Genomic DNA, 25,380 nt, shown 5'->3' on the forward strand with positions numbered 1-25,380 from the left:
CAATTTGCAATGCGGATACCAAGGATGCGAGATGCGATTTCCTGGAGATCAGTGGCTGCTGGATCACGCGCCGGACGAATCCGGTTCGGGCCAAAAAAGTTCCCGGCCGGTCATTTTTCCGGCACTGGAGCCCAAATCCCCGGGGGGCGGATCACTCGGTGGCAAGCAGGTAGCCGGCGCGGGCGTCCCAGATCCAGACCGTCCCATCCTCCCCGCAGGAGGCGAGGCGGCGGCCGTCGGCGTCCCACGCGATGTCGTGCACAGGACCTTTGTGGCCGCTCAGGGTCAGAAGCGGTTCGCCGGTTTCGGGATCCCAGATCCGGACCGATCCATCGGTGCCGGCACTGGCAAAACGATCGCCGCGCGGGTGCCAGGTGAGGGCGAGGACCGGATCTCGGTGAGCCTTGATCCGTCGGATGGGGAGCTTCTCCCCAGCTTTCCACAGGGTGATGCTGCCGTCGCCATCGCCGGTGGCGAAGTGCTGGCCGTCAGGCGAGTCGACTCGAATCTCGGAATCCGGTTTTACGGCAGGCGGGGCCGGCGAATCGGATCGGTCCGCGCCGGGTGGCTCCGAAACCTTCCGGGTGGTGGTGTCGATTCGAAACGATCGGTGGTCGCCCGCGAGGCAGGAGATGGATTCACCGTCCTCGCTCCAGCGCAGGGACACGATGGGTTCGCTGTGATGGAACAACTCGACGGTCGCGGCGGGAAGGCCGTGACGGACCAACGCCACCAGACCGGAATCGGCTCCGATGGCGATGGTGTGGGCATCCGGGCTCCAGGCAAGGGTCAGCGGCCGTTGCCCGCTGCCGAATCCGCGGAGCGCCTTCCCCTTGGAGGCGACAAGGTCGAAGACGTCCACCTGATCCCCCAAAGGTTGCAGCAGGGCAATCTGGTCGCCCGCCGGATTCCAAGCGAGATCGCGGACGGGAGCCCCGCCCTTGAACTGGATCTTCGCCACCCTCTGGCCGCCGGGGACCTCCCAAATCCGGATCGCTCCCTGCTCGGTCGAAGCGGCGATCCAGTGGCCGTCCGGTTTCCAGTCGATGGCGGCCAGCGGCGAGGCCGCGCCATCGAACTTGAGCGGAGGCTGGTCGAGCGCCGAGAGGTTCCAGAGGCGGAGTGTCGCGGTGGCATCCGTGGTGGCAACGAAGGTGCCGCCCGGATTGAGGGCGATTCGACGCCACGATGCTTCACCCGTTGCCACAACCCCGATCGCTTCCGCGCTGCCACGGAGGTCAAAACGCCAGATTCGGATGCCATTGGTGTCGAGGGTGACCAGGGTATCATGTTTCCAGTCGGCATCAACGATCCCGCCGGGAAGTCCGGGCGCCGAATGGCGGTCTCCATTCCGTGGATCCCAAAGCTCGAGGTCTCCTCCCGTGCTCAGGGTGAGGAGTTTTTGCCCATCGGTGCTCCAGAAGCACTTCCGGTGTCCCCCAGGCGTCGGCAAATGACGGACCAGTGCCCCGCTCAGGGTGTTGCGGATCTCGGTTCCCCGGGTCCCGCTGACCGCGACCCATTCCCCGCTGAAATCGAAGTCGATGTGGGCCACCGCCCCCTCGATGTGGAAGGTCTTCTCGTCGCTGTGGATCCTGCTATAGTTATAGTACCATTCCCAGCCACGGAAATCACGGGCCCCTGCTTCAGGGATCCAGTTGCCGATCATGGTTTCCGAGGCCAGCGAGGAATCGCCCTGCAACTCGTGGGACAGCTGGATGTAGCGCTGGTTGGCGCTGTAGGCGAGCCGGCGGTTGGTCTCGGCCTGGTGGCGGGCCTCGGCTGCCGCGAGCTCGGCGCTTTGGCGCGCGGACTCCGCCTCGCGGGATGCGGACTCCGCGGCACCGCGGAGTTTGCCCTGCCGGACCGCGACCATCGGGCCGCCGATCCCGAGGGACAAGACGACGATTGTGGCGAGCCCGGCCAAGGTGGCATGGACCGGACGGCGGCGCGTCCATTTCGCGATCCGTTCGACCGGGCCGGGCGGCCTCGCGGCGATCGGCCGGTGGTCGAGAAACGCCTCAAGATCTTCCGCGAGCGCCCGGGCCGTGGCGTAGCGGTCGGCGGGGGACTTCTCCAGGCACTTGAGGACGATGGTTTCGAGGTCGAGTTCGACCTCCGGCACCTTCACTCGCGGGCGAACCGGTGCCTGCTCATGAACCATGCGGAGGGTCGTCAGGACCGAGCCGCCCTCGAACAAGGGATCGCCGACGAGCATCTCGTAAAGGATCGCGCCCAGGGCATAGATGTCGCTGCGGGTGGAGGCCGCTGCCGCGCTGACGGCGACTTCCGGGGCCATGTAGCGGGGGGTGCCGAGGATCTGGCCGCTCAGCGTCAGGCCGTCCTCCGCTTCCACCAGCCGTGCCAGGCCGAAGTCCGCGACCATGGGCTCGCGCTCCGGCGTGAGCAGGATGTTGTCGGGCTTCAGGTCGCGGTGGATGATGCCGTGTTCGTGTGCACTTTCCACCGCATCCACGACTGGCAGGATCAATCCAACGGCATCGCGCGGAGTGATCCGTCCGCCGTCCTTGAGCAGGCTGCCCAGGGTGCCGCCCGTGACGAGCGCCATGCTGTAGTAGTCATGCTCGTCCGCGGTCCCGATTTCGTGGATCGGTACGATGTTCGGGTGATGAAGCCGGGCCGCGGCCGCCGCCTCATGGCGGAAGCGCTGGCGCTCGTCCGGGGAGGCGAGGCCGGCATTGAGGATAATCTTCAGCGCGACCTCGCGATCGAGGCCGGCCTGGCGGGCGCGGAAGACGATGCCCATCGCCCCACGGCCCAGTTCCTCCAGCAGCTCGTAGTTTCCGAGTGACCCGCCCGCGTCGGCGAGTTGATCGAGAAAGCGTGCATCACCCGAAACCAGCGTCCTCACGGAGGAGCGTTCGCTTCCCAGCGTTGGGTAGTTCTCCGGTTCGAATCGATCCGGTGACTCCTCCAGGGCGGCGAGCAGCTTGCCGACACTCTCCCTGAGTTGAGGGTCATCTTCGCATGACTCCGCCAGGAACGCTTCCCGGCCGGCGGGATCGTCGATGTCGAGGGCCTGGAGGAAGAGTTCCTTTTCCCGGAAGGGAGGCATGGTGGAGGGTTTGCGGATAAGGTTGTCGATCGTAGCGCGTCAGGCGTCCGGGAAATGTGCCACCATTCCTGCTCATCTTCCCGGCTCGGACAATCGGCGCGCCAGCCAGGCCCGTGCATAGGCCCACTGACGGTTCAGGCTGCGCACCGGGATGCCGGTCACTTCGGACAGTTCCTGGACCGTCAGTCCGACGAAGAAACGCAGGCGCACCAGCTCGGCCGACTCCGGGTCCTCGGCGGCCAACTCATCGAGGACCTCGTGGACCGACAGGATTTCCTCGTCGTCGTGACCGCTGGGCAGGATCTCCTCGTCGAGCTCGACCCTTTCCGGATCCTGTCCCCGCTTGAGCCGCCGCTTGGCGCGGATGCGGTCGATGAGAATGCGGCGGATCATTTCCGCGGCGGCACTGAAGAACTGCCGCTCGTTCTTCCAGCGCGGACCGTCGCCCTCGGCGTTCAGCCGCAGGTAGGCCTCGTGCACCAGGGCCGTGCCCGAGATCGTCTGCCCCGGAGCCTCGTTGCGCATCCTCGCGCGCGCCAAACGGCAGAGATCATCGTAAAGCTGGGGCATCAGGGAGTCGGTCGACCGATCCCGTTCCCCGTCCTCGGTTGATCGCGTTTCCGGCATGCTCGTGCGGAGGCTAGAGATCACGCGGCCGTCCGGCAAGTTTCTCGCGCCCGTCCCCTGATGCCCGATCCGACCCGCGCGCCGATGGAACGGACAAATGGGTCGCAGTGAGATACCCATCCAGCCCCCGGTTGCGGAGGGATCAAGTCAGAGCGGAAGTCGTTCGGCACCGTCTCGCTGGCCTACTGCCATCGCATTCGATGACTCGTGAACGAAGATGGTGCGCGATGCCTGAGCCGTACTTCGCGGTCCCACCCGAGGTGGCAAGAGGAACAACCATACCGAGGAGATCTACCGAAACTACCGTTGCAGGCCCTCGGCAAGATCCGGACGCTGGCGGATGAGGGCGGACCGGAGCCGCGTGGTGTAGTCGAGAGGAAACTCCCACACCGGGAAGTCGCCGTCCCGCCGCACCAGGCCCCGTTCCGCGGGGCCGAGTTGATAGGCGAAGCTCATCAGGAGATCGCTGCTGACCCACGGGCTGCTGCGCAGGTAGCCGTGGCCATTGCCCTTGCGGGCGGAATCGACCTTGCTCACGTCCACCAGGGTCAGCTTGGGATTCCGGCGCAGGAATTCCAACGTGCCGGGCGTCAGCCGCCCGGCGTCGAGCGGTTGGCCGGTGCGGAACGAGTTCGTCAGGAAACGGGAGAACTTCAGTGCCATGTCTCCATCGCTTTGATAGATCGTCAGCCGGTCGACCACGTCGAGCAGGCCGTCGCTCAAATGGCCGGCGAGGATCCCGCGGTCGACGTCGCTGGCGAGGAGCACCGCGGTGCCGATCCGGGTCCTGCGCCCGTGGTCCGACAGGGCGAGGTCGCCGAGGGTGCGGGCGAAGACCCGGGTGCCGGCGCTGTAGGCGAGGACGTTGATCTTCCGCGCCCGCGTGTTTTCGCTCAAATAGCGGAGGAAATAGCGCAAGTTCCGCGCCGAGACATCGGCGGTTTCCGCGTCGGAGAAATAGGCGAGGGCTTTCGGGGTGGCGGGCCACGAGTAGGCGATGAAGACGCCGTCGTTCCCCATGTAGTGCCAGAGCTCGGCGGCGGTGAGGATCGGGTTCTCGAAGGAGGTGTTGTAGCCGTGGATGTAGAGGTTGATGTCGTTCGTTTGTGACCTCGCCAGCTTGTTGTTGATCTCCCGAAGATACCGCCTGGACGCGGAGTCCGCTGCCTGGCGCTCGGACTCGCCGAGATTGGAGAACGCGGTGACCGAACCCGGCAGGATGCCGTATTCGTTCACCGACTCGACCTTGATCGGGAAGTTTTCGCTGGAATGCTTGAGGAGCGCGATTTTGCGGGCGTCGGCCCAGGTCAGGTCGTCACGGCCGGGGACGATCGTTCCCGTGCCCACCCGCAGCGCCCCGCCGCGGTTGCTGTCGTAGGGCCGCATGGCCGGTGCGCCGGGGCCGGCGGGTGCGCGGTCGGTGGCGAAGAAGACCGGCTCGATCCCGCTTCTGCCGACCCGCTGGGCCAAGGCACGGTCCGCGATCGGTAGTCCGGTGTCGGTGAAGGCGGCAGGTGCCTGCATGAGATGGAGGACGCCCGGGTCGGAACCACATGAAGCGAAGAGCGCGGCGAGACCGGCGGCGAGCAGGGCGCGGAGAGTCGACGAGTTGACCTGAATCATGAGGCGTTTCCCTTGGAGAAATCCGGCCGTCCTGGAAGCTCTGCTTCAGCCGAACGTCGCCGATGATTCGTACTCGCGGGCCTTCCGCAAGATTTTCACCCGCCTGGAAGCGGATGGCGGGTCAGTGCAGATCGCGCCTTGATCCGCCTAGTTTCCGTCCAGATGCCGGAAGGTGCGGGCGATCACCTCGTCGTTGGACAGGATCGAGACGTGGTCCTCGTCGAAGCCGACCACTTCTACCGCATCCTTGACCGCGCGGGGGTCGGTTTCACTTTTCACGCTCACCGTGCCGTCGTTTTCCTTCGGCAAGGTCATGGAACGCTTGGAGTGGTGGCCGTAGAGCAGCAGGTGGTCGACCCGGCCCCGCAGCTTGTGGCGGAAGACCTCGTCTTGGAAGTCGCTTCCCGGGACCAGGTCCCGCCACGACGGGATCACCGACGGCGCGCGCTTGACGCCGGACGCGGCGAATTCCTGGCCGCCCCACGGGGTGGAGATGGTGACGTAGCGCCCGATGTAACGGTGGCCGTCGTCGAGGTTCTTGAGGATGAAGTCCCGGCTGACCAGGCCGCCCATCGAGTGGGCGACCACATGGATCTCGGGGAATCCGTAGAAGGTGCGGAGAAGCTCGACCGCATCGTTGAGGCCGGAGCCGAGTTGGGCGAGGGACCGGCCGGTCGGATAGTGGACGAACCAGGCCTGATACTTCTTGCGGTCAAGCTTCGAGAAGATGGTCCGCCAGTCCTGGGGGGAACCTGCCGCCCCGTAGACGAAGAGCACGGGAATGCGTTGCGGGTCGTAGGGCTCGAGGAAGTAGATGCCCATGCCGGTCTCCATCGGATAGGAGGCCGGCTCCCAATAGCCGCGGGCGCCGCGCTCGGAGCTGAACCTGGGGTCGTCGAGATCGGCGACGGTGCCGAGGTCGACCGGGATCGACCACCCGGTGGCGACGTCGTCCGGGCTGCGGCCGGCGACGAACTCGCGGGCGGCGGCAACGAGTTCGGGAGGCAGGATGGTCGAGGACGACAAATTGCCGGTCACCCGGGTCCGCCGGCTGTCCGCGTCGAAGTGGAGGGGAACCGGTCGGCCCTTGTCGTCGGAATGGATCCATGCGGGTTCCGACGGGTCGTAGCGCCGGTTGTGGTTCCGGTCCGCGTAGGCCATCATGTACTGGTTTTCCGGATGCTCGACGAAGAAGCCGAAGACGCCGTGCGAGGGCAGGATTTCATAGTCGCCCGACGTGACTTTCTTTCCGTCCCACTCCATCACGAAGCCCATTACATCGCCGTGGTCGCGGACGTTGCCAACCAATGCCGCCGCGGTGTAGGTGCGGTCGAGGAAGTCGAGGTCGTCGGCAAGTCGCCTGAAGTTGGCGCAGCCGGACGCGAGGAACGAAGTGGCTGCCAATGCGGTGGTGAGGAGGCGTTGGTGCTTCATCGGGGGTTCCGGAATCGGGGTATTCGGAGCCGAAGCGCTATCACGGCCCTGTGCGCTTTACCAGCTTCGCCGCCGCCCGGGCAATTGGTTTGCGCGGGAGCGGGTCCGGGGCCTAGATTCGCTCGCTATGTCCGACGTTCCGCCACCCGTGCCGCGCAAGAAGTCCTGTCTGGTTCCCGTGTTGATCGGCATCATCGCGGTGCTGGTGGTCGGCATCGGGGTCTACTGGTGGACCAATCGCCCGATCAAGCCGGTCGAGCTCAGCGCCGAGGAGAAGGCCGTGGTCGAGGAGAAGGTGGAGGCCATCCAAGGCGGCGAGGCGGTCCCGGCCGACCCGAAGTATGAGAAGGGCAAGCGGGAGATCGTGTTGACCGAGCGCGAGCTCAACGGCTTGCTCAACGAGCACACGACGCTGGGCAACTCGCTGAAATTCGAGCTGGCGACCGGTGCGGTGCACGCGCGCCTCGAAACCGACCTGGACCCCGATCTGCCGGTGGTCGGCGGCAAGAAGCTCAAGGCCCGGGCCAGGTTCCTGGTCAACACCGCGGAAGGGGTTCCCAGCCTGGTTCTGGATGACCTCACGGTGTGGGGCGTGTCGCTGCCGAACGACTGGCTCGGCCAGCTGAAGGGCAAGGAATTGCTGGGCGAGGTGCTCGGCGGGGGCAAGGGCGGGCGGATCGCCGGGGTGGAGGAGATGTCGGTCGAGAGCGGGAAGCTGATGATTCGCCTGAAAGAGTAGGGGGCGGGGCGGGGCGAAAAATCCGCCTTTGGCACTAAACGAAAACCGGGTGGTGGCTGTATGTCTTCGTGAATGGGGGATGACGGTGACAATATCGACGAGTTCGTGACGGAATTGACCCGCGTTCAGGTCGATCTCTTTTACTTCATCCGCGCGCTGACCGGGGACATGCATGCCGCGATGGACATCCGGCAGTCGGTGAACATGGTGCTGTGGAAGAAGCGGGAGAAATTCCAGCGCGGCACCAGCTTCAAGAACTGGTCGTTCCAGGTGGCCCAGCTCGAGGTGAAGAATTTCCTGCGGGCCAAGCGGCGCTCGCGGCAGGTTGCCTTCGACGAGAAGTTGCTGGATTTGCTGGCCTCCGAGTTCCACGAGGCGGGCGAAGAACTTTCCGAACGTCGTGTGGCACTTTCGAATTGCCTGACCAAGCTGACCGCGAAGGATGAGGAACTGTTGCGTCACCGCTACTGGTCGAACGCCACGCTTGACGTCCTGGCGGAACGCACCCAGCGCAGCGCCGGCACGCTCAAGGCGCGCCTTCACCAGCTCCGCGCCTCGCTCCGCCGTTGCATTGAAAGCCAACTCGAACCGGAAAGAACATGATCCCGCGCGAGGAAATCCAGGAGCTGATCCACGACATGGTGGACGGATCCATCAGCAAGGAGGACTTCGACCGGTTGCAGGCGGTGCTGCTCGACGACGCGGAGGCGCGCCGCGATTACCTGCACCTGACCACCACGGACCAGCTGCTGGTCGACAATTACAAGCACCCGGACTTGCTGGCCTCGCACGTGGAGCCGGCCGGGGATTCCTGGACGGCGAGACGGCTGCGGGGACGGGGGATGATGTGGTCGCTGGGCGCGGCGGCGGCCATCCTGCTGCTCGGCATCGGCGTGCTGCGGATGATCTCGACCCCGCTGCCGCCGGTGGTGCTTTCGCGTTCGGCGGATTGCCGGTTCCTGATCGACGGGATGGCTCCCGAGGAAAAGGTCTGGAAGCAGGGGCAGCAGTTGGAGGTCAGGAACGGGGTGACCCTCGCCCGCTTGAACCCGCAGACCGAGGCTTTCGTCAGCGGTCCCGCGAGGCTTGAATTGAACAAGGACGGGGATGTCCTGTTGAAGGAGGGGAAGGTCTTCTTCCGGGTGGCGCCGGGTGCCCCGGACTTCAAGGTCCGCGTCGCCGGGGCGACGGTGCGGCACATCGGAACCGAGTTCGGGATCCGTGCCATCGACCGCGGCTCCTGCGAGGTGCATGTGGCTTCGGGGAGCGTCGAGATCGACCGCGCCGACGGCCATCCGCCGATGGAGCTGGTGGCGGGCGAGGGGGCGGTGTGGATGAACGATCAGTTGACGGAGGTCGTCGAGGCGGACCTCCGGGACTTCCACCAAAGCATGCCGACGGAGGTGATGGTCTTCTCCGACGATTTCAGCGAGCCGAAGGGAACCCGGATTTCAGGGAAGAAGCCCGACATCGGTGAACCCTGGCGGGTTCTGGGTGAGAAGAATCCGACCACCGCTGGTGCCGGCGAGCTGGATACCTCCGGAGGCTTCCGTAACCTGACGACGAATTTCAAGATCGAGGAAGACCTCAACCACAAGCGCCGGGTGGTGGTGCTGATGTCCTTCGCGACCGCGCCGCCCCGGATCCTCTTCGACAAGGTGAAGCGCACCGGCGGAACGGAGAGCATCACGCTGTGGGACCACGATGGCCGGCCGATCTGTTCGGTGGTGGCCAGGGCCAAGGACGGTCACCGCTGGCGGCTCTGCGACCACGCGAGCAACCGCGAGTCCGAACCGACCCGCTTTTCGGCGCTCGAGACCAATGAGCTGACCCTCCGCTATGACACCTTGGCCGGGAAGATCACCCTTCATGCGGGTCCCAGCGCCCAGGCCGAGTCCGTGGCGGAGGTGTCGACCGGCAGCGACGTTGAGGCGGCCTGCCTGACCGTCGAAAACAACGACGGCGGCGATCTTGCGCTGAACCGTTTGGACGTCCAGTTCGTGAACTACGCGGAAAAGCTGCCGTCGGAGCGGTGAAGCCGCGGGCGCGGGACGTCTCAGCGATCGAGGTCCACGAAGTGGCGGCGCGACGAAAGCAGGTGCTTCCTCATCGCGTCCGCGGCCTTGTCGGGAAGGCTGGCCTCGATGGCGTCGAGGATCTCGCGGTGGCCGGAAATCACCGGGGTGACCCAGTCGCCGTCGCCACGGTTGGCCTGGGCAAAGGCGATGCAGCGCTTCTCGAGCGCCCCCAACAGGATGGCGTAGATGCCGTTGCCCGAGCCGCGGGCGATGGTGAGGTGGAAGGCGATGTCGGCCTTGCTGAATTTGTCCTTCGACACCGGCGATTTCTCCATCGCGTCGAGGATCCGGCGCAGGTCGCGGATGACCTGTTCCCCGGCATTTTTCGCCGCCAGGCGGGCGCACTCGGTTTCGATCAGGATGCGGAAGTCGATGAGTTCGAGGAAGTCGCTTTCCTCAGCGAGGACCGAGTAGCTCTCGACGGCGCTGCCCAGGGATTCGAGGCTCGGGTCCGAAATGTAGGTGCCGGAGCCCTTGATGGTCCGCAGCAGTCTGCGGCCGCGGAGCTGCTGGATGGCCTCGCGGATGACCGTCCGGCTGACGCCGAAGCGTTCGCAGAGCTTCTCCTCGGAGGGCAGCCGCTCTCCGGGCGGAAGCTTGCCGTCGAGGATTTCCTGCTCGAGTTCACCGGCGATCTGGACGCTGCGTCGTTGCACGCCGGCAAGCTAGAACGTTGTCAGAAGATTCATCCAGTGGAAACCTGACGCGATTCCCGCATGACGCGGACGGGCGGGGCTGCATGATCGGGGCATCCTCCGGCGGGTCGAGCCGGCTGTCCGGGGGCGGGATTCCGGGCAGGGAACCTGCAAACCAATGGCATCGAATCCGGAATGAAGCTCGTCATCGCAGGGGTCAGCGGCAGCGGCAAGAGCACGATCGGCAAGCTGGTCGCGGAGCGTCTTGGCTGTGAATTCGCCGATGCGGACGACTTCCATCCGCCGTCGAACATTGCCAAAATGAGCGCCGGGATCCCGCTGGACGACGACGATCGGGCGGGGTGGTTGGAGGCGATCGGTCGTCATCTCGCGGCCGGGGGCGACCAGGTGCTGGCCTGCTCGGCGCTCAAGAAGGTCTATCGCGACCGGCTCCGCGAATTGGCCGGGCCCCTGTCCTTTTTCGTGCTGACCGTGGACCGCGACGAGATCGTCCGAAGGATGGCGGGGCGCGACCACTTCATGCCGGCGAGCTTGCTCGATTCGCAGTTCGCGATCCTGGAATCCGGGGATGACGTGACGGAGGTCGTGAATTCCGCGGAACCGGTGGTGGTCGCTGCGGCAATAGTCGCCAAACTGGGATGATGGCAGGTGAAGTCGCCATCGGGGGTTGCGCTCGGGTCTCCGGGTCGCGAGGCTCGGTCCGTGCGTAGCATTCTCATCACCGGCGGGAACGGCGGGCTTGGACTGGGTATCGGGCGGTATTTTCTCGACCACGAGGAGGATGCCAAGGTCTGGCTCGGGGTCCGGGCGAACCGTGGCAATGCCGAGGCCCTGGCGGCAGAGTTCCCCGGCCGCTGTGTCTTGGTCGATCTCGAGGTGACGTCGAGGGAAAGCTGGGAGACCGCCGTGGCCACCATCGTCGAAACCGACGGTGGCATCGACGTGCTGGTGAACAATGCCGGACTCCACCGCGACCACCTGCTGGCGGCAATGCCCGACGAGGCCTGGTCGTCGGTGATTTCAACCAACCTGGATGCCGTCTTCCTCGGCAGCCGGGCGGTGATCCGGCCGATGATGACGCGGCGCTTCGGCAGGATCATCAACATCGCCTCGCTGAGCGCGATCCTGCCGCCGCTGGGCCAGACCAACTATGCCGCGGCGAAGGCGGGCGTGGTGGCCTTGACGCAGACCCTGGCCAAGGAGGTCGCGCGCGCCGGGATCACGGTCAATGCGCTCCTTCCCGGCTACATCCAGACCGAGGCGCTGTCCCACATGGACGACGAGGCGGCCAAGCGCGCGAAAGCGGGGATCCCCATGCGGCGCTTCGGGTCGCCGGCGGAAGTGGCGGTTGCGGTGCGGTTTCTCGCTTGCCAGGATGCGGGCTACGTCACAGGTTCCGCCCTGAAAATCGACGGCGGCATTTTCTAACAAGCTTACAATCATGGCACAAGGCGCGGAGCTCCGGCAATCAATCAAGGAAGTTATGGTCGAGGAACTGATGCTCGACTTCGAGGCGTCGGAGATCGGCGACGAAACGGCGATTTTCGGTGCCGGCGGGCTCGGCCTGGATTCCGTCGATGCCTTGCAGCTGGTGGTGGCCATCGAGAAGCACTTCGGCCTGAAGATCGCGGACGCGGAAAAAGCCAAGGGCGTGCTGCAGAACGTCAACACCATCGCCGAAGCGATCGAGAAGGACGCTTGATCCGCAAACTTCCGGGATCCGCACCACAGGGCGCACGATGAAGAAGTGGCTGCTCTTCCTGGCCAAGCTGGTGTTCACCGTCGTCTGCCTTTGGTGGGCGTTTTCGGGGCAGGACATTCATGAAGCCGGGGCGGCATGGCCGGATCATCCTGCATGGGGATGGGCGGTGGCGGCCGTGGTCCTTGGAGGGCTTGCGGTTTTCCTTTCCGCCCTGCGCTGGTGGTTCCTGCTGTTGGCACAAGGAATCCCGGTCAGCCTCGGGCGGACGGTACAGGTGACCTTGATCGGTTGCCTTTTCAACCTCATGGGCGTGAGCAGCGTGACGGGCGACGCGGCCAAGATCTTCCTGCTGATCCGTGATCACCGGGACCGCAAGCTGGCGGTGACGATGTCGGTGCTGGTGGATCATTTGGTCGGGCTGGCTGCCATGGCGCTGACCTTCTTCGCGGTCACTGCGGGGCATTTCCGCGAGATCGAGACGATGAGCAAGCTGGGCGCGGCGGCGATCAAGTTCGGCTGGTATTATTTCGCTGGGGGACTTGCATTCTTTCTCCTGCTGTTCGTGATGTCCTCTCCTTGGGTGAACGAGCGGATCCACCGGCGCGCGAAGAGCCCGCTGATGCAACGCATGCGCCGGGTCCCGGAGAACTTCGACGTTTATCGTAGGAACTGGCGCCAAGTGGTGGGGTCCGTCGTGACCGGGCTGGCGATGCTGCCCGTCTACTACGCGACTTTCTGGTGCGGGGTCCGCTTCCTGGGGGACACTTCGGGATTCATGCAGGTATTCGCCGCGATGCCGGTCGTGGATGCCGCCAGCGCGATGCCGGTGTCGATTTCAGGTATCGGGGTGCGCGAGGTGGTCCTGAAAATCCTGATGGGGGACTTGGCCGGGATGGATCCCGGGATCGCCGTGCTGGGTTCGTTGGTGGGCTTCGCCGCTGGCACCTTGTTCTGGGCGATTGTCGGGGGATTTGTTTTCCTGCGGCCGTCGGATCGCACGTCGATGAAGCAGATCGAGGAAACCACCCACGCGGAGGCATGAGCGGCATGCCTCCGGATGCCGGTCATGATCCGGGGCTGGCGGTTTGCCTGTCGTCGTCATTTTTCGGCTACTACGCGCATCTCGGACTGCTGAGCGGGCTCGAGGAAGCGGGACTGCGGCCGGGGCGGATTTCCGGGGCATCCGCCGGCGCACTGGCCGGCGGCCTTTGGGCGAGCGGCTTGCGCGGCGATGCGCTGGACCGCGTGATCTACGATTTCCACTTTCTCCGCGCCTTTTTCGATCTCGGGGCCTTTTACCGATGGCCGGGGATCCTCAGCGGAACCGCAGGGTCCGGTTTGCTTTCGGGTGTGAGGATTCGCCGCTACCTGGCGAAGCATCTGGGCACGAGGCGGATCGAGGAGCTGAAGGCACCGCGACTGGAGGTGGCGGTGGCCAACCTGACCCGCAAGCGCAGCGAGGTCCGTGACCACGGGCCTTTGAACGAATTCATGATCGCGAGCTGCGCGATGCCGGTTTTGTTCAAGCCGCAAAGGATTGATGGCGAGGAATTCGTCGACGGCGGGGTCGCCCACGAGACCCCCTTCGAGCATTGGCTCGACGACCCGGGCATCCACACCATCCTGGTTCACCGCATCCGCCACGCCCCGGAGACGGCGGACGGGAGTTGGCGGTCGCCGGGCGCGGTTCTGGGGGCCTGCCATACGGTTGCCGCCAGCGAGTTGCTCGGTCACCGCCGCCGGCTCGCCGGGGAGTCCGGGAAGCAGGTGATCTTCCTCGAGACGGTGCACGAGTGGCCGCGCTTGCTTCATCGGGGCAAATTCCCGGAATTCTTCGAGGCGGGCCGGGAAACGGCGCATCGCCACTGGTCCGCCGCGGCTATGGCTTCGCGCGCTTGAGGCGGCGCCGTACGAGCACCGCGAGGCAGACGAGGACGAAGGCTGCCGCGGCGTGGACGAACCACGGGATCGGCATGGCGGCACGGAAATGGGTGACGATGGGCCGGCGCAGCGCTTCGCCGAGGGTGGCCTCCCAGACGAGCGTCTTGCCGCCGTCACGGACCGAGGTGGCATTGGTTTCCCGGGGCGCCTTGGGCAGGTGGATGATGTAGGTGAGGTGGCGGTTCTTCCGGTCCTCGACCCCGACCGCCAGCGACGCGAGCCCGAGCGCCCCGCCGACATCGACGCTGCGGGTAAAGTCGACGTCGAGCCCGCGCAACTTGAAGTTGATCTCGCCCGCGATGCCTCCGGCGGATTTCGGTAATGACTGGAACTCCTCGTTGTCCTTCAGGTCGAGCAGCGAAAGCATCGAATCCGTGGAGATTCTCACGACGATCGAGGCGTCTTCGCCGATCTCGGTCACTTCCACCTGGTCGGTCCGCAGCTTTGGCTCGGAGGCAATGAGCGCGCGGATCCTGTCTTCCAGTCCGGCGCTGCCTCCCGCGAGGCGGAGCGCCGACGACGGCACATGATAGGTCAACTCCGCCCGGCCGGAACCGTTCCGGGCAATCCAGATTTCCTCCCTGACATCGAAGCAAGAACACAGTGCCAGGCAAACGATCGCGACGGCAAATCTGGCGAAGTGGGGGACAAGCTTGCGCATCGGAACAACCGGAACCACGCTCTAACCGCGATGCAGCGCGTTGTGGAGCCTGAAATGATCGATCAGTTGCCACCGGACCACCCGGACGTGGTCCGCAGCCGTGTCGACCTGAAGATGATCAATTTCCTGATGGGGAACGAACGCTGGATCGCGCGGCAGGTCGGGGTGTTCCCCGCAGCCCGCGCGAAGGGCGTGCTGGAGATTGGGGCGGGCGAGGGGACCTTGCTGAACCGGCTGGATCGGAAGTATCAAGGGATCCCGCTGCGGGCGTGCGACCTCGCACCGAGACCGGCGAAATTGGCGGAGCGGATCATCTGGGACCAACGCGATGTCTTCGAATGCCTCGCGGAGGCGGAGGGGGGCATCCTTGCGGCGAACTTGTTCCTCCATCATTTCGAAGACCCCGAGCTGGAGCGCTTTCGGGACTTGTTGGGGAAGTTCGAGGTGATTTGCATCAACGAGCCCTACCGGACGGCCCAAACGGTCATGGATGCCCGCTTCATCCTGCCTTTCGTCGGCCGGGCGACGAAGCACGACATGATGGTCAGCATCCGGGCGGGGTTCCTGCCCGGTGAATTGCCGGAGCGGCTGGGGCTCGATCGCGGGGAGTGGCACGTCCGCGAGGAAACCTCGTGGCGCGGCGGGCTGCGCGTGCTAGCTTCCCGCGCTTGAGCGGAACGGTGATCATAGCGGGAGGAGGATTGGCAGGCTTGTCCCTGGCCGCCGGTCTACGCCTGCGCGGGGTTCCGGTGAGGGTCCATGAGGCGGGCCACTACCCGCGGCACCGGGTTTGCGGTGAATTCATCTCGGGGGTCGGAGGCACGACCCTGGAGTCGCTGGGAATCGCGGGTGCGCTCGACGACGCCCGCCAGCACGATACGGTGGCCTGGTTCCGCGAGGGGCGGGAGATTTTCCGCGGTGCCTTGCCGGTACCGGCGCTGGGAATCTCACGGCAGCGCCTCGACCTGCGCCTGATGCAGCGGGTTCTGGCGCTCGGCGGCGAGATCGAGGAAGGCTCACGGATCGCCCGGGAAGCGCGTGACGGGATGGTCTGGGCCGCGGGCCGGATTGCCCGGCCGGGATCGTGGATCGGTCTCAAGTGCCATTTCGAAGGACTGGAGCTGCATGCCGATCTGGAGATGCATCTCGGCTCCGGGGGCTATCTGGGGCTGGCGGGAATTGAAGACGGCAAGGTGAACGCCTGCGGGCTTTTCAGAGTGGATGTCGCACGGCGGGCCCGTGGGGTGGACTTGCTCTACCGCTACCTGACCGCAGTTGGCAACGCGGCGCTGGTCCAGCGACTGCGCCAGGCCTGCTGCCGCGACGAGTCGTTTTCCGCGGTGGCGGGTTTTGAACTCGGCCGGCAGGTGGCGGAGCCCGGGCTTTGCACGATCGGCGACGCGGAGTGCATCATTCCTCCGTTCACCGGCAACGGCATGAGCATGGCTTTCCAGTCGGCGGAGGTTGCGATCGAGCCACTGGTGCGCTGGAGCCGGGGCGACGGTTCATGGCCGGAGTGCAGGTCGGAGATCCGCCGCGGTCTGCGGGAGCGCTTCCAACGCAGGTTGAAAGTGGCTGCAGCCCTGCATCCGGTGATACTTCGTCGCGCGGGCGGTGCCTTCATCGAGCTTCTTTCCCGGTCCGGAGCGCTTCCCTTTCACCCTCTCCTTGCCCTCGTCCGCTGATGTTCCTCGAATCCATTGCCACCGCCGTTCCTCCCCATTCCTACCGCCAGCAAGAGTGCTTGGAGGCACTCGTTGCAACTCCTTCTTTCGCACGGCTCAAGCCGCGTTCGCGGGCGATGATGGAGAAGATTCTCGGCAACGGGGTGTCCGGGATCGCGACCCGGAGCTTCTGCTTGCCGGAGATCGCACCGGTGGTGGGAAGAGACGCCCAGGAATTGAACGAGATGTTCGAGCGGGAGGCCCCTTCGCTGGCTGCGGATGCGCTGCTGCCTGCGTTGGAGCGGGCCGGATTGGGCCCGGAGGACATCGATGCCCTCTTCATCTGCACCTGTACCGGTTACCTTTGTCCGGGGATCACCAGCCATGTGGCGGAGCGGCTCGGTTTGAAAGGGAGCGCTTACTTGCAAGACCTCGTCGGACTCGGCTGCGGCGCGGCGATCCCGATGTTGCGCTCGGCGGCCGGATTCCTGGCGGCCCACCCCGGGGCCAGGGTGGCCACTGTCGCGGTCGAAGTGTGCTCGGCGGCATTCTATGCCGACGACGATCCCGGCGTGTTGGTTTCGCTGTGCCTTTTCGGCGACGGTGCAGCGGCGGCCATCTGGTCGGATGTCCCGGCAGCGGGAAAGTGGCAGGCGGGCCACTTCACGACGATTCACAAGCCGGAACAGCGCGAGAAGATTCGCTTCGTCAATGCCGGCGGGAAACTCCGCAACCAGCTCGACAAGGCGGTGCCCGGACTGGCTGCGGCTGCGGTGTCCGAGCTCTATGCCATGCGCAAGGCGGAACCGGAACGGGTGCTCGCCCACTCCGGAGGCAGGGATGTCATCGACGCACTCGAAGCCGTGCTCCCGCATGCCCTCCCGGAGACGCGCGCGGTACTGAGGGATCATGGCAACATGAGCAGCCCGTCGGTGTTGTTCGCGCTCGATCGTGCCTTTGCCAGTGCGAACGGCGACCGCCGCTGGTGGCTGACCGCCTTCGGGGCCGGCTTTGCCGCCCACGCTTGCGAGATGTGGCGTTAGGCGAAAAGAAAACGCCCGCCGCGGCGGGGCCGGGCGGGCGTGGCAATGACCGGCGGTCAGGTCAGTCCTTGATGTCGATCGCCCCGTATTCGCCGTCCTTGCGGCGATAGAGGATGGTGAGGCAGTCGCGGCGGGCGCTCTTGTAGAGCACGAACGGACGTTCCGAGAGCTCAAGCTCCATCACCGCGTCCTCCTTGTACATGGTCCGCAGGCGATACTTCTCAGGATGGACCAGGAAGGGCTCGGGATCCTGCTCGGACTCCTCGGGGTGATCGATGATCTCCTCGTTGAAATAGCGTTCGTCCAGGTGGCGGATCGAATCGTTCCGGTGCGGCCGCTTCTTTTTCAAGAGGCGCGTCTTGTGCTTGCGCATGCGGCGGGCGATCTTGTCGATCGTCTCGTCGATGGCGGCGTACATGTCCTGCCCTTCGGTGTGAGCCTCGATCGTGATGTGGTTGGCACAAAAGAGGATGATTTCGGCAATGTGCCGGTTTTTTTGGACGTCGAGAATCGCTTTGGCCTCAATGATGCGCGGGTAATCGAGGTGGAGTCCTTCGATTTTCTTGTGGGCGTATTCGCGCAGCGAGTCGGTCACGGCTTCATGTCGGACGGTGACCGTAATGGGCAGGTTCACGTTTGCAGTTTGCATTTTATACTCCTGTTAGTTTTGGGGTGAATGGATGGCGGTTTCATCCGCCTTATCCACCTAGCAGGGTGGACCATAAGTCGCGATTTGGCCACCCTGTTCTTGCGGAAATCGCGGCATCCCTTGCAGTCAAATGCTCCCCGGTTGCCCGTGTGTGGGCATTGTAATGGCCGAGCCGTCGCGGGCTCAGGAGAGCGCCGGAATGGTAGCGAGCGCGGCCACTGAGTCGACCATGAAGGCCGGCTCCGCAGCGCGCAGATCCGTTGCGTCGTGGTAGCCCCAAGTCACTGCCAATGAGGGGATTCCGGCGGCTCTTGCCGTCGCGAGATCGACGGTTGAATCGCCGATGAAGCAACACTGTGCCGGTGTTCGTTGCCATTGACGGACAATCTGTAGCGCGGCTTCCGGGTGGGGTTTCCGGGGAATCTCCGGGCGTTGGCCGAGCACCGGATCAATGGGGATTCCTGGGAACAATCGGGCGACGATCTCGGCCGTGAAGGGATGCGGTTTGTTGGACAGCACCGCGAGCGGATGACCGGCGGCGTGGAGCGCATTCAAACACTCCGGAATCCCGGGGTAAGGGGAGGTGCCGGAGGCCCAGGTGAGGGCGTAGTCGTCCTTGAAAAGGGCCTCGACGGCCGCGGCTTGATCCGCGCCATCGGGCAGGGCCCGGCGGGCCAGTTCGAGCGATCCATTTCCGATGAATCCGCGCACGGCGGATTCCTCGTGACCCGGAAATCCGAGCGCCGCCAGGGCACGGTTGAGGGAGGCGGCGATTCCGGGCAGGGAATCGACCAGGGTGCCATCGAGATCGAAAATCAGTCCGGGAAGCATCGCCCGGCGATCCAAGGCCAGCGCCGGTGCGGGTGCAAGCGCTCCCGCTCAGCGCGGCCCGACTTCGATCCGGTTGGTCCCGCGCTCGCTCTTGTCGATGGTGAAGCGCAGCGGCAGGAACTTCTCGATCACGTGGATGTTGGTCGGGACGTGGGCGTCGAGGGCCATGGTGTGCAAGCGGCCTTGGCCCGCGAGGGCGAAGGGCAGCAGCAGCTGGTCGGCAAGACAGCGGCCGACCGGGGCTCTGGAGCCGATGAAGTCCTGCATCCGCTTGGCGGCGTTGCGGCCGAGCCGTTCGGCGGTCACCCCGCGCTCGCCGAAGCTGCTGGTGATCTCCCGCAAATCGCCGAATTCCGTTTCGACCAGGCAGCACAGGCCGGCGCCGGGCCCGGGTTCGCGATTTTCCACGGTGGCGTCTTTGCAGGGCAGCAACTCGAGGGCTGAGTCGAGCATCCGGCCGGCGATCGACAGCGGCAGGTGCCGGGTCAGGACCCGGATCCGAGTACCGGTCCGCTCGCCGCGCTCGACGAGGTCCAGCGGCTGCCAGGCCTTGAGCGGCTGGATGCGGCATGCGATCGCGCCACCGCCCGCGGGGGCGAAGCCGCTGGCGAGGAGTTCGATCTCCACCTCCGCCCCCATCCGGCGCAAGACCGGGAGGTAGACCCGGTCGAGGAACTCGAAGGGCGGGGCGAGGGGATTGTGGGTGCCGCCTTCCAGGCGCAGGGTGCTGGGCCCGTCGGCCGCCAGCAGTGCCGGCAACAGGGTCTGGAACAGCAGGCCGGTGCTGCCGGCGGTGCCGATCGCGAAATGGTAGTCGCCGGCGCGCGGGGTGCCGGCGCGGAAGACCAGCTCGGTGGAGCCGATCTCCGCGCCGTCGGCGGTGCCGCCGCTGATCTCGCAGGCCGCCTTGACGCAGGTCAGGTGCTGGCGCATCAGGCCCGGCTTCGGGCGCTTGCCGCGGATCCGGGTCATGCGGAAGGGCTGGCCGGTCAGCATGGCCAGTGACAAGGCGCTGCGCAGCATCTGGCCACCGCCACCGCTACCGTCGAGTTGGAGTGATTTCATTCTAACAATCTTCACTGGTGGCCGGTCTCCCGGCACTTCCTTCAATCGTCCGCCGCCGCCGAGTCCTTGATGACGAAGCGGGCCTGCAGCTTGGCCACCGTTTCGGCCAGTCCGGCCGACTCGACGCTGCGCAGAACCTCGGGGAAGTTCTTGTAGGCATCGGGCGCCTCGTCGATCGGATACTGACGGCAGTTGCTGAGGATGTCGGAGGCGTCGAATTCGGCGTCGACCGCCTTCTGGTCGAGCGTCCGCGCCGCGTGCTTGCGGCCCATCTGGCGGCCGGCGCCGTGGTTGACCGACCAAGCGGTGCGTTCGGCGCCGCTCTTGGCCACCATCACGACCGAGCCGTCGCGCGGGTTGCCGGGCAGGAGGATCGGGTGACCGCTCTCGGCGAAGGGCGTTCCGGCCAGCGAGAAGTGCCCGCCGGGGATCGCCCGGGTCGCGCCCTTGCGGTGGACCCACGCCTTCTTGCCGTCGACCACTTCTTCCCGCGCGATGTTGTGCGAGATGAAGTAGACGAGCTTGCCGGTGGCTCCGGGGAGGATCTCCTGGAAGGCCTCAAGCACCAGCGCGTTGATCAACAGGTGGTTGACCGTCGCGAAGTTCGCGCCGAGCGACATGTCGTCGATGTAGGCGTCGGCCTCCGGCGTTCCGAGCGGCGCGTAGACCAGCTTCTTGTCGCCGGCGGGGTAGGGCGTGTTCCAGGTCTCGAACTTGCGCTCGAGGTCCTTGAACTGGCCGGTCGCCAGCAGGTTGCCGAAGCCGCGCGATCCGCAGTGGCTGAGGAAGGAGACGTGGCCGTCCTTGAGCCCGAAGACCTCGGCATTCCGCCGCATCGACGGCCGGTCGGTCACGCGCGTGATCTCGCACTCGCCGAAGTGGTTGCCGCCGCCGTAGGAACCGAGCTGGCCGATCTTGTCGGCGAAGTTGCGGATCCGTCCCTGCTCGAGGATGAACTCGAGCCGGCTACGAAGGGTATCGTAGGACCCGTCGTGGCCGCGGTGGCTCGAGTCCTCGCAGCGGTCGGCCCATTCGGGCGGGATGCCGAGGGCTTCGCAGACGCGGGCAGTGGCACCCTCGGTGACTGCCAGCACGCCGAGGTCGCGGTCGACCCGGCGCGACTTCCTGGCGGTCCGCTGGCCGCGGCCGGCACCGGTCGGGGTGCGCTCGACGATCGCGTTGATCAGCGCGCGGCGGGTCTTCTTGTCGACGATCGCGTCCTCGGGGATGTCCATCTGCAGCAGCGACATCGAGCACTTGATGTCGACCCCGACGGGGCCGGGGTAGATGTGGGTGGGCGAGACCATCACGCAGCCGATCGGCGCGCCGTAGCCGGCGTGGCCGTCGGGGTTGAGCACGACGTCGGTGACGCCGGGCGCCATCCGCGAGTTGAGCGCCTGCTGGAGGCACATCTCGTCGAAGTTGTCGCGGATCGCGTCGGTCCCGACCACGGTGATCGGCTTGCCGGCGTCGTTGGGGAGGGGGAGGAAGCCGAGGGCTTCGTCGGTTTTGTGGATGGTCATGGGAAAGATGGTGGATGGGAGATGATGGATGGTTGATTGGAAAGGACCGGCGACAAGGATTGGTGAAACGTTCCTGCTCTACCACTGAGCTACCGGGCCAGGAGCGGCCCGGGCCGGATTCGAACCGGCGACCTGGTCATGAACAATGATGTAGTTCCACCGGCATTCGCCGGAAAGAGGGTTGGAGCGCCGGCTTCAGCCGGCTTGGCTTCGAGTCCGGAGTCTGTGGGGCCGGCTGAAGCCGGCGCTCCGTTTGAAAGGAATCCGCGACAAGGGATGGAAGGACGTTTTCACTGCTCTACCAGGCTGAGCTACCCGACGGGCGGGGTCGGATTCGAACCGACGACCAATGCCTTAAATGTAGTCCTTCCTGCATTCGCGGAAGAGGGGTGCCGACAAGGGGTGGATGAGATGGATGACCGACGAGCTGCCGTTGCTCCACACCGCGCGTGGCGGAGGCGGGAGTCGAACCCCCTGCCTTCGGTTTGATGGAATCTCTCCCGCATTCGGCGATGAGGTGGGGTTGCTGGCACGATGGCGAGTGGGGGCGGGACGGTGGCCTTCCGGCCAACGAGTTGGTGCGTTGTAGTCCCGCTTGGCATCCACCGTGCCGGCAGATCTTTCATTTCATGGTGATGGTTTCACGAAGTGGTTGGGATTCGATTTCACGAATCCAGTGGTCGCTGCCATCGGCTCCGGCCGCGAAGGCGGCGATGAGATCGAAGACGCTGTCACTGAAGCCGCCGATGTTGAGGATGTCCCGGCGGTCGGGGGCCTGGGCGGTGGTGTTGGGCACGATGTCGATGCAGGCCAGCCGGGCCTTGGGGTTGCGGTTCTTGATCCGTTCCCATTCGGCCATCACCGCGGTTCCGCGATGCGCCTTGGGATCGATCCAGGATTCGTTGTCGGAAACGAAGACCACCAGGTCGGGGGTCGACTTTTCCTCGTTGAGCAGCCGCAGCGGTGCCGAGCAATTGGTTGCGCCCGGAGGCAGGCCGGCCAGCTTGGTCGCGTTGGTCATGACGCTGTCCCGCGGGTTGAGCTCCAGCCGGACCACGTCCTCCTTGAAGGGGATGACGCGGGCGTGCCGGTTCTTGCGCAGGAAGGCAGCAGCCACCAGGCCGGCGACATCGACACAGCGCACCGCGGAAGTAGCTCCCTTGCGGTAGCCGGTGACCGGGGCGTGCATCGATCCGGAGACGTCCGCACAGACCACGACCTTGCCGGCGACTTCCGGGACGTGGCCGATGGCGGTTTCCATCGCGTCCTGGAGGGCTTCCCGGAGTTCCCGCGGCACCTCCTTGCCTGCATTCATGTAGGCAGCCAGGAGCTGGTAGGGGAAGACCCGGGCGCGCCGGACCTGTTCGGGATCGGCTAGCCGCGCGGCGAGCTTCTTCACCCGGGCACGGTCACGGAACACTCCGTGGCGGGCGAAGGTGTTGAGGTTCATGCGGGTGGTCTGCCAGCTCGCCTGGTCCGCGATCGCCGACCATTCCCGCTCGCCGAGCGGGAGCGCGGTGAGCATCTGGAAGGGCACGTCGGGCACCTCGCCGCGGCGGCTTTCCTTCCACACCTCGTAGGCGCGGACGCGGTCCGGCAGCCGGGCAGGGTTGAAGGACTTGCCGACCAGCCAGGCGTAGAAGGCCTCGCGGGAGGCATCGGCCGGGCGCGGGTGGACCATCTTCACGACGTCCGCCAGCGAGGGATCGTTGCCAACCGAGGCGTTGAGCAGCTGCCGTTCGCCGGCCCGCTCGAGCCACTGGCGGACCAACCGCTTGGGCGCGGAGCCGAGGGACTTCCGTCCGGTAACGCCGGAGCGCAGGATCTGGACGAAGTTCCGCAGCATCTTGCCGTTGTCGATGACCTGGGGGAAGATCTCGGCCAGCAAGTCGAGGTCGCGGGTGGCCAGCACGGCGCAAAGCAGGGCGGGCATGTCCTTCATGTAGCCCTTGCGGCGGGCGTAGAGGGCGGTCTGGGCCACGAAGCGGGGATCGACCCGCTGTGCGAGGTCGAGCACGCGGTCGAGCTGGGCTTCGCCGGAAGCGTAGAAGGTGCGGGTCAGGCATCCGGTCGCCGCGAGCCGGGCGAGGGTGGCCGGCGGCGAAAGCTCGTAGGCCGGGGCACCCGCGTCGTTGCGGACGTTGGCCGCGGGCAGCTGGGCACCGCGGTGGGACTGGAAGAGGTTCTTGTTCGCCATGAGTGAATGTCCGTTGCGTTGGTGTGGACGGGATGAGTAATGGCAGGGTGCGTGCCAGTCTGGGGTTGGACGATGGTGTTGGGTGGTGTAACTCGCGGGTGGAGAGTGATAAAAAACTTTTGGTGCGATTTTCGATAGGCTCAAACTTCTGGGTTGATGGTGTTCAAGAATAGCGAAAAAGAGCGTGAAGTATCCAAAGGGATAAAGTGAAGTGGTGCCCATGAAGCGCGTGGTCATCGGCATGCTCGGAACCAAGCTGGACAGTGGCTTTGAGCCCCGGCGCTGGGAGGGGTGGCGGCCCAGCGTGTCCTTGTTCCAGCACGAGGAGCTATTGTTCGACCGCTTCGAGCTGCTCGCGGAGCTGCCCTTTGGAAAGCTGCGCACGAGGGTTGCGGAGGATATCCGGCAGATCTCGCCGGAAACCGAAGTGCGCGAGCACACGGTGGATTTCGGCAAGGATCCCTGGGATCTCGAGCGGGTCTACGGGGCCTTGCACGACTGGGCCCGCGCCTATCCGGTCGACACCGAGCGGGAGGAGTATTTCGTCCACATCACGACCGGCACCCACATCGCGCAGATCTCGCTGTTCCTCCTGGTGGAGGCGGGCTACCTGCCGGGCAAGCTGATCCAGACCTCGCCGCGGACGACCAAGCGCGCGGCCGATCCCGCCGGCCGCTATGCGCTGATCGACCTCGACCTGTCGAAATACGATGCCCTTAGTACGCGCTTCGCGAAGGAGGCCGAGGAGACCACCGACTTCCTCAAGAGCGGGATCAAGACCCGCAATGCCGGCTTCAACCGGCTGATCGACCGGATCGAGCAGGTCGCGCTGCGCTCGCAGGCGCCGGTGCTGCTGACCGGGCCGACCGGGGCGGGCAAGTCGCTCCTGGCGCGGCGGATCTACGAGCTGCGCCGGCAGCGCGGCGGGATGCGGGGCAATTTCGTCGAGGTCAACTGCGCGACCCTCACCGGAGACACCGCGGCCTCGGCCTTGTTCGGGCATGTGAAGGGTTCCTTCACCGGGGCCCAGAAGGACCGGCCGGGCTTGATGCGCGAGGCCGACGGCGGCCTCTTGTTCCTCGATGAGATCGGCGAGCTCGGTCTCGACGAGCAGGCGAGGCTACTGCGTGCGCTCGAGGACAAGAGCTTCCTGCCGGTCGGGGCGGACCGGCCGGTGAGCAGCGATTTCCAGTTGATCGTCGGGACCAACCGCGACTTGCGCGAGTCGGTGGCGGAGGGCCGGTTCCGCGAAGACCTGCTGGCGCGGATCCACCTGTGGACCTTCTCCTTGCCGTCGTTGGGCGAGCGGCGGGAAGACATCGCGCCGAACCTGGAATTCGAACTCGAGCGCTTCGGCCGCTCGCACGGCCGGCAGGCGAGTTTCAACAAGGAGGCGCGGCAGAGATTCCTGCGCTTTGCCGAGGCGGTGGACACGCCGTGGCGGGGAAACTTCCGTGACCTGAATGCCGCGGTCACGCGGATGGCGACCCTGGCGCCGCGCGGGCGGATCCGGACCGAGGAGGTGGAGGAAGAGATCGAGCGTTTGCGCGAAAGCTGGCAGCGGCCCGGCGCGCCGGAGGTCGCCGCGGAGAGCGCCGACCTGGAGGGCTTGCTTGAGGCTGAACTCGATCCTTTCGATCGCGTCCAGCTGGCCCACGTGGTCGCCGTTTGCCGGCGCTCGCGGACCTTGTCAGAGGCGGGGCGGGAGCTCTTCTCGATATCGCGCAAGAAGCGCGCGGTGACCAATGATGCCGACCGCTTGAAGAAGTACCTGGCGAAGTTCGGGCTCGATTTCGAGCGTTGCCGGGCCTGACGAAAATGAAAAGGACACGGCCCCGGAAGGTCGTGCCCTTTTCTCTCTCATATTGGAA

23 protein-coding genes are annotated in these 25,380 nt (G+C 65.6%); 12 read left to right on the forward strand and 11 right to left on the reverse strand.

The features are described from left to right. Positions 1-151: 151 nt before the first annotated feature. From IG178_RS14300 to IG178_RS14315, 4 genes are all read right to left on the reverse strand, one after another. Complete coding sequence (locus IG178_RS14300; protein ID WP_193213244.1) at positions 152-3,076, reverse strand: WD40 repeat domain-containing serine/threonine protein kinase; 2,925 nt, start codon at positions 3,074-3,076, stop codon at positions 152-154. A 72-nt stretch (positions 3,077-3,148) separates the two neighbouring features. Then, the gene (locus tag IG178_RS14305; protein ID WP_343225976.1) at positions 3,149-3,823 is read right to left on the reverse strand and encodes an ECF-type sigma factor; all 675 of its coding nucleotides are present in this window, start codon (positions 3,821-3,823) and stop codon (positions 3,149-3,151) included. A gap of 180 nt (positions 3,824-4,003) precedes the next feature. After that, entirely contained in the window at positions 4,004-5,326 is a 1,323-nt protein-coding gene (locus IG178_RS14310) for an alpha/beta hydrolase (protein ID WP_193213246.1), read from the reverse strand. Positions 5,327-5,473: 147 nt separating this feature from the next. Next, a complete protein-coding gene (locus IG178_RS14315) occupies positions 5,474-6,760 on the reverse strand; it encodes a PGAP1-like alpha/beta domain-containing protein (RefSeq protein ID WP_193213247.1) in 1,287 nt (428 codons plus the stop codon). A gap of 127 nt (positions 6,761-6,887) precedes the next feature. Between IG178_RS14315 and IG178_RS14320 the strand changes: the two genes are divergently transcribed. The 3 genes from IG178_RS14320 (at position 6,888) to IG178_RS14330 (ending at position 9,535) form a co-directional block, all read left to right on the forward strand. Further along, a complete protein-coding gene (locus IG178_RS14320; protein WP_193213248.1) occupies positions 6,888-7,499 on the forward strand; it encodes a hypothetical protein in 612 nt (203 codons plus the stop codon). Positions 7,500-7,571: 72 nt separating this feature from the next. Beyond that, entirely contained in the window at positions 7,572-8,102 is a 531-nt protein-coding gene (locus IG178_RS14325; RefSeq protein WP_193213249.1) for a sigma-70 family RNA polymerase sigma factor, read from the forward strand. Continuing rightward, a complete protein-coding gene (locus tag IG178_RS14330; protein ID WP_193213250.1) occupies positions 8,099-9,535 on the forward strand; it encodes a FecR domain-containing protein in 1,437 nt (478 codons plus the stop codon). Before IG178_RS14325 ends, IG178_RS14330 begins: the two co-directional genes overlap by 4 nt. Before the next feature lie 20 nt (positions 9,536-9,555). On the opposite strand, the gene IG178_RS14335 is transcribed toward IG178_RS14330, so the two are convergent. Then, complete coding sequence (locus tag IG178_RS14335) at positions 9,556-10,233, reverse strand: FCD domain-containing protein (protein ID WP_193213251.1); 678 nt, start codon at positions 10,231-10,233, stop codon at positions 9,556-9,558. Positions 10,234-10,407: 174 nt separating this feature from the next. Between IG178_RS14335 and IG178_RS14340 the strand changes: the two genes are divergently transcribed. The 5 genes from IG178_RS14340 to IG178_RS14360 are packed head-to-tail and all read left to right on the forward strand — an operon-like array spanning position 10,408 to position 13,834. Beyond that, positions 10,408-10,875, forward strand: coding sequence for a gluconokinase (locus IG178_RS14340; RefSeq protein ID WP_193213252.1), 468 nt, complete (start codon positions 10,408-10,410; stop codon positions 10,873-10,875). Between the two features lie 60 nt (positions 10,876-10,935). After that, the gene (locus IG178_RS14345) at positions 10,936-11,661 is read left to right on the forward strand and encodes an SDR family oxidoreductase (protein WP_193213253.1); all 726 of its coding nucleotides are present in this window, start codon (positions 10,936-10,938) and stop codon (positions 11,659-11,661) included. A 13-nt stretch (positions 11,662-11,674) separates the two neighbouring features. Continuing rightward, positions 11,675-11,935 (forward strand): acyl carrier protein, encoded by a 261-nt coding sequence (locus tag IG178_RS14350; RefSeq protein WP_193213254.1) that lies wholly within the window; start codon positions 11,675-11,677, stop codon positions 11,933-11,935. A 37-nt stretch (positions 11,936-11,972) separates the two neighbouring features. Then, a complete protein-coding gene (locus IG178_RS14355; protein ID WP_193213255.1) occupies positions 11,973-12,977 on the forward strand; it encodes a lysylphosphatidylglycerol synthase transmembrane domain-containing protein in 1,005 nt (334 codons plus the stop codon). Continuing rightward, positions 12,974-13,834 carry a patatin-like phospholipase family protein gene (locus IG178_RS14360; protein WP_193213256.1) on the forward strand — a complete coding sequence of 287 codons (861 nt, stop codon included), beginning with the start codon at positions 12,974-12,976 and terminating at the stop codon, positions 13,832-13,834. The genes IG178_RS14355 and IG178_RS14360 overlap by 4 nt, the downstream gene beginning before the upstream one ends. Here the strand turns inward: IG178_RS14360 and IG178_RS14365 are convergent. Continuing rightward, the gene (locus IG178_RS14365) at positions 13,815-14,537 is read right to left on the reverse strand and encodes a hypothetical protein (protein WP_193213257.1); all 723 of its coding nucleotides are present in this window, start codon (positions 14,535-14,537) and stop codon (positions 13,815-13,817) included. The two genes, IG178_RS14360 and IG178_RS14365, sit on opposite strands and share 20 nt — an antisense overlap. Before the next feature lie 30 nt (positions 14,538-14,567). On the opposite strand from IG178_RS14365, the gene IG178_RS14370 reads away from it, so the two are divergent. The 3 genes from IG178_RS14370 to IG178_RS14380 are packed head-to-tail and all read left to right on the forward strand — an operon-like array spanning position 14,568 to position 17,244. Continuing rightward, complete coding sequence (locus IG178_RS14370; RefSeq protein WP_193213258.1) at positions 14,568-15,209, forward strand: class I SAM-dependent methyltransferase; 642 nt, start codon at positions 14,568-14,570, stop codon at positions 15,207-15,209. Further along, positions 15,206-16,222 (forward strand): FAD-dependent oxidoreductase, encoded by a 1,017-nt coding sequence (locus IG178_RS14375; protein ID WP_226895447.1) that lies wholly within the window; start codon positions 15,206-15,208, stop codon positions 16,220-16,222. The genes IG178_RS14370 and IG178_RS14375 overlap by 4 nt, the downstream gene beginning before the upstream one ends. After that, positions 16,222-17,244 (forward strand): type III polyketide synthase, encoded by a 1,023-nt coding sequence (locus tag IG178_RS14380; protein WP_193213260.1) that lies wholly within the window; start codon positions 16,222-16,224, stop codon positions 17,242-17,244. The genes IG178_RS14375 and IG178_RS14380 overlap by 1 nt, the downstream gene beginning before the upstream one ends. Before the next feature lie 61 nt (positions 17,245-17,305). Here IG178_RS14380 and hpf read toward each other — a convergent pair whose 3' ends face one another. The 5 genes from hpf to IG178_RS14405 all read right to left on the reverse strand — a co-directional run bounded on the left by hpf (position 17,306) and on the right by IG178_RS14405 (position 23,509). Beyond that, on the reverse strand, positions 17,306-17,878 hold the full coding sequence (gene hpf, locus IG178_RS14385; RefSeq protein WP_343225977.1) for a ribosome hibernation-promoting factor, HPF/YfiA family: 573 nt from the start codon (positions 17,876-17,878) through the stop codon (positions 17,306-17,308). Between the two features lie 198 nt (positions 17,879-18,076). Next, positions 18,077-18,724 carry an HAD family hydrolase gene (locus IG178_RS14390; protein WP_193213262.1) on the reverse strand — a complete coding sequence of 216 codons (648 nt, stop codon included), beginning with the start codon at positions 18,722-18,724 and terminating at the stop codon, positions 18,077-18,079. 48 nt (positions 18,725-18,772) lie between these two features. Continuing rightward, on the reverse strand, positions 18,773-19,789 hold the full coding sequence (rtcA, locus tag IG178_RS14395) for an RNA 3'-terminal phosphate cyclase (RefSeq protein WP_193213263.1): 1,017 nt from the start codon (positions 19,787-19,789) through the stop codon (positions 18,773-18,775). A 41-nt stretch (positions 19,790-19,830) separates the two neighbouring features. Continuing rightward, positions 19,831-21,312 carry an RtcB family protein gene (locus tag IG178_RS14400; protein WP_193213264.1) on the reverse strand — a complete coding sequence of 494 codons (1,482 nt, stop codon included), beginning with the start codon at positions 21,310-21,312 and terminating at the stop codon, positions 19,831-19,833. A gap of 622 nt (positions 21,313-21,934) precedes the next feature. After that, positions 21,935-23,509, reverse strand: a complete 1,575-nt coding sequence (locus tag IG178_RS14405) for a vWA domain-containing protein (RefSeq protein ID WP_193213265.1) — start codon at positions 23,507-23,509, stop codon at positions 21,935-21,937. A gap of 220 nt (positions 23,510-23,729) precedes the next feature. Between IG178_RS14405 and rtcR the strand changes: the two genes are divergently transcribed. Continuing rightward, positions 23,730-25,322 (forward strand): RNA repair transcriptional activator RtcR, encoded by a 1,593-nt coding sequence (gene rtcR, locus IG178_RS14410; protein ID WP_193213266.1) that lies wholly within the window; start codon positions 23,730-23,732, stop codon positions 25,320-25,322. Positions 25,323-25,380 lie beyond the last annotated feature (58 nt).

The organism is Neoluteolibacter marinus (assembly GCF_014904755.1).
GTDB classification, from domain to species: domain Bacteria; phylum Verrucomicrobiota; class Verrucomicrobiia; order Verrucomicrobiales; family Akkermansiaceae; genus Haloferula; species Haloferula marina.

What these genes read in the sequence shown, in the direction of transcription:
- IG178_RS14350 (WP_193213254.1), top strand. Translation starts at nt 11,675, where the DNA reads ATGGCACAAGGCGCGGAGCTCCGGCAATCAATCAAGGAAGTTATGGTC.
- IG178_RS14325 (WP_193213249.1), top strand. Translation starts at nt 7,572, where the DNA reads ATGGGGGATGACGGTGACAATATCGACGAGTTCGTGACGGAATTGACC.
- IG178_RS14320 (WP_193213248.1), top strand. Translation starts at nt 6,888, where the DNA reads ATGTCCGACGTTCCGCCACCCGTGCCGCGCAAGAAGTCCTGTCTGGTT.
- IG178_RS14310 (WP_193213246.1), bottom strand. Translation starts at nt 5,326, where the DNA reads ATGATTCAGGTCAACTCGTCGACTCTCCGCGCCCTGCTCGCCGCCGGT.
- IG178_RS14365 (WP_193213257.1), bottom strand. Translation starts at nt 14,537, where the DNA reads ATGCGCAAGCTTGTCCCCCACTTCGCCAGATTTGCCGTCGCGATCGTT.
- IG178_RS14330 (WP_193213250.1), top strand. Translation starts at nt 8,099, where the DNA reads ATGATCCCGCGCGAGGAAATCCAGGAGCTGATCCACGACATGGTGGAC.
- IG178_RS14390 (WP_193213262.1), bottom strand. Translation starts at nt 18,724, where the DNA reads ATGCTTCCCGGACTGATTTTCGATCTCGATGGCACCCTGGTCGATTCC.
- IG178_RS14405 (WP_193213265.1), bottom strand. Translation starts at nt 23,509, where the DNA reads ATGGCGAACAAGAACCTCTTCCAGTCCCACCGCGGTGCCCAGCTGCCC.
- IG178_RS14305 (WP_343225976.1), bottom strand. Translation starts at nt 3,823, where the DNA reads ATGGGTATCTCACTGCGACCCATTTGTCCGTTCCATCGGCGCGCGGGT.
- IG178_RS14300 (WP_193213244.1), bottom strand. Translation starts at nt 3,076, where the DNA reads ATGCCTCCCTTCCGGGAAAAGGAACTCTTCCTCCAGGCCCTCGACATC.
- IG178_RS14370 (WP_193213258.1), top strand. Translation starts at nt 14,568, where the DNA reads ATGCAGCGCGTTGTGGAGCCTGAAATGATCGATCAGTTGCCACCGGAC.
- IG178_RS14400 (WP_193213264.1), bottom strand. Translation starts at nt 21,312, where the DNA reads ATGACCATCCACAAAACCGACGAAGCCCTCGGCTTCCTCCCCCTCCCC.
- rtcA (WP_193213263.1), bottom strand. Translation starts at nt 19,789, where the DNA reads ATGAAATCACTCCAACTCGACGGTAGCGGTGGCGGTGGCCAGATGCTG.
- IG178_RS14355 (WP_193213255.1), top strand. Translation starts at nt 11,973, where the DNA reads ATGAAGAAGTGGCTGCTCTTCCTGGCCAAGCTGGTGTTCACCGTCGTC.
- rtcR (WP_193213266.1), top strand. Translation starts at nt 23,730, where the DNA reads ATGAAGCGCGTGGTCATCGGCATGCTCGGAACCAAGCTGGACAGTGGC.
- IG178_RS14340 (WP_193213252.1), top strand. Translation starts at nt 10,408, where the DNA reads ATGAAGCTCGTCATCGCAGGGGTCAGCGGCAGCGGCAAGAGCACGATC.
- IG178_RS14380 (WP_193213260.1), top strand. Translation starts at nt 16,222, where the DNA reads ATGTTCCTCGAATCCATTGCCACCGCCGTTCCTCCCCATTCCTACCGC.
- IG178_RS14360 (WP_193213256.1), top strand. Translation starts at nt 12,974, where the DNA reads ATGAGCGGCATGCCTCCGGATGCCGGTCATGATCCGGGGCTGGCGGTT.
- IG178_RS14315 (WP_193213247.1), bottom strand. Translation starts at nt 6,760, where the DNA reads ATGAAGCACCAACGCCTCCTCACCACCGCATTGGCAGCCACTTCGTTC.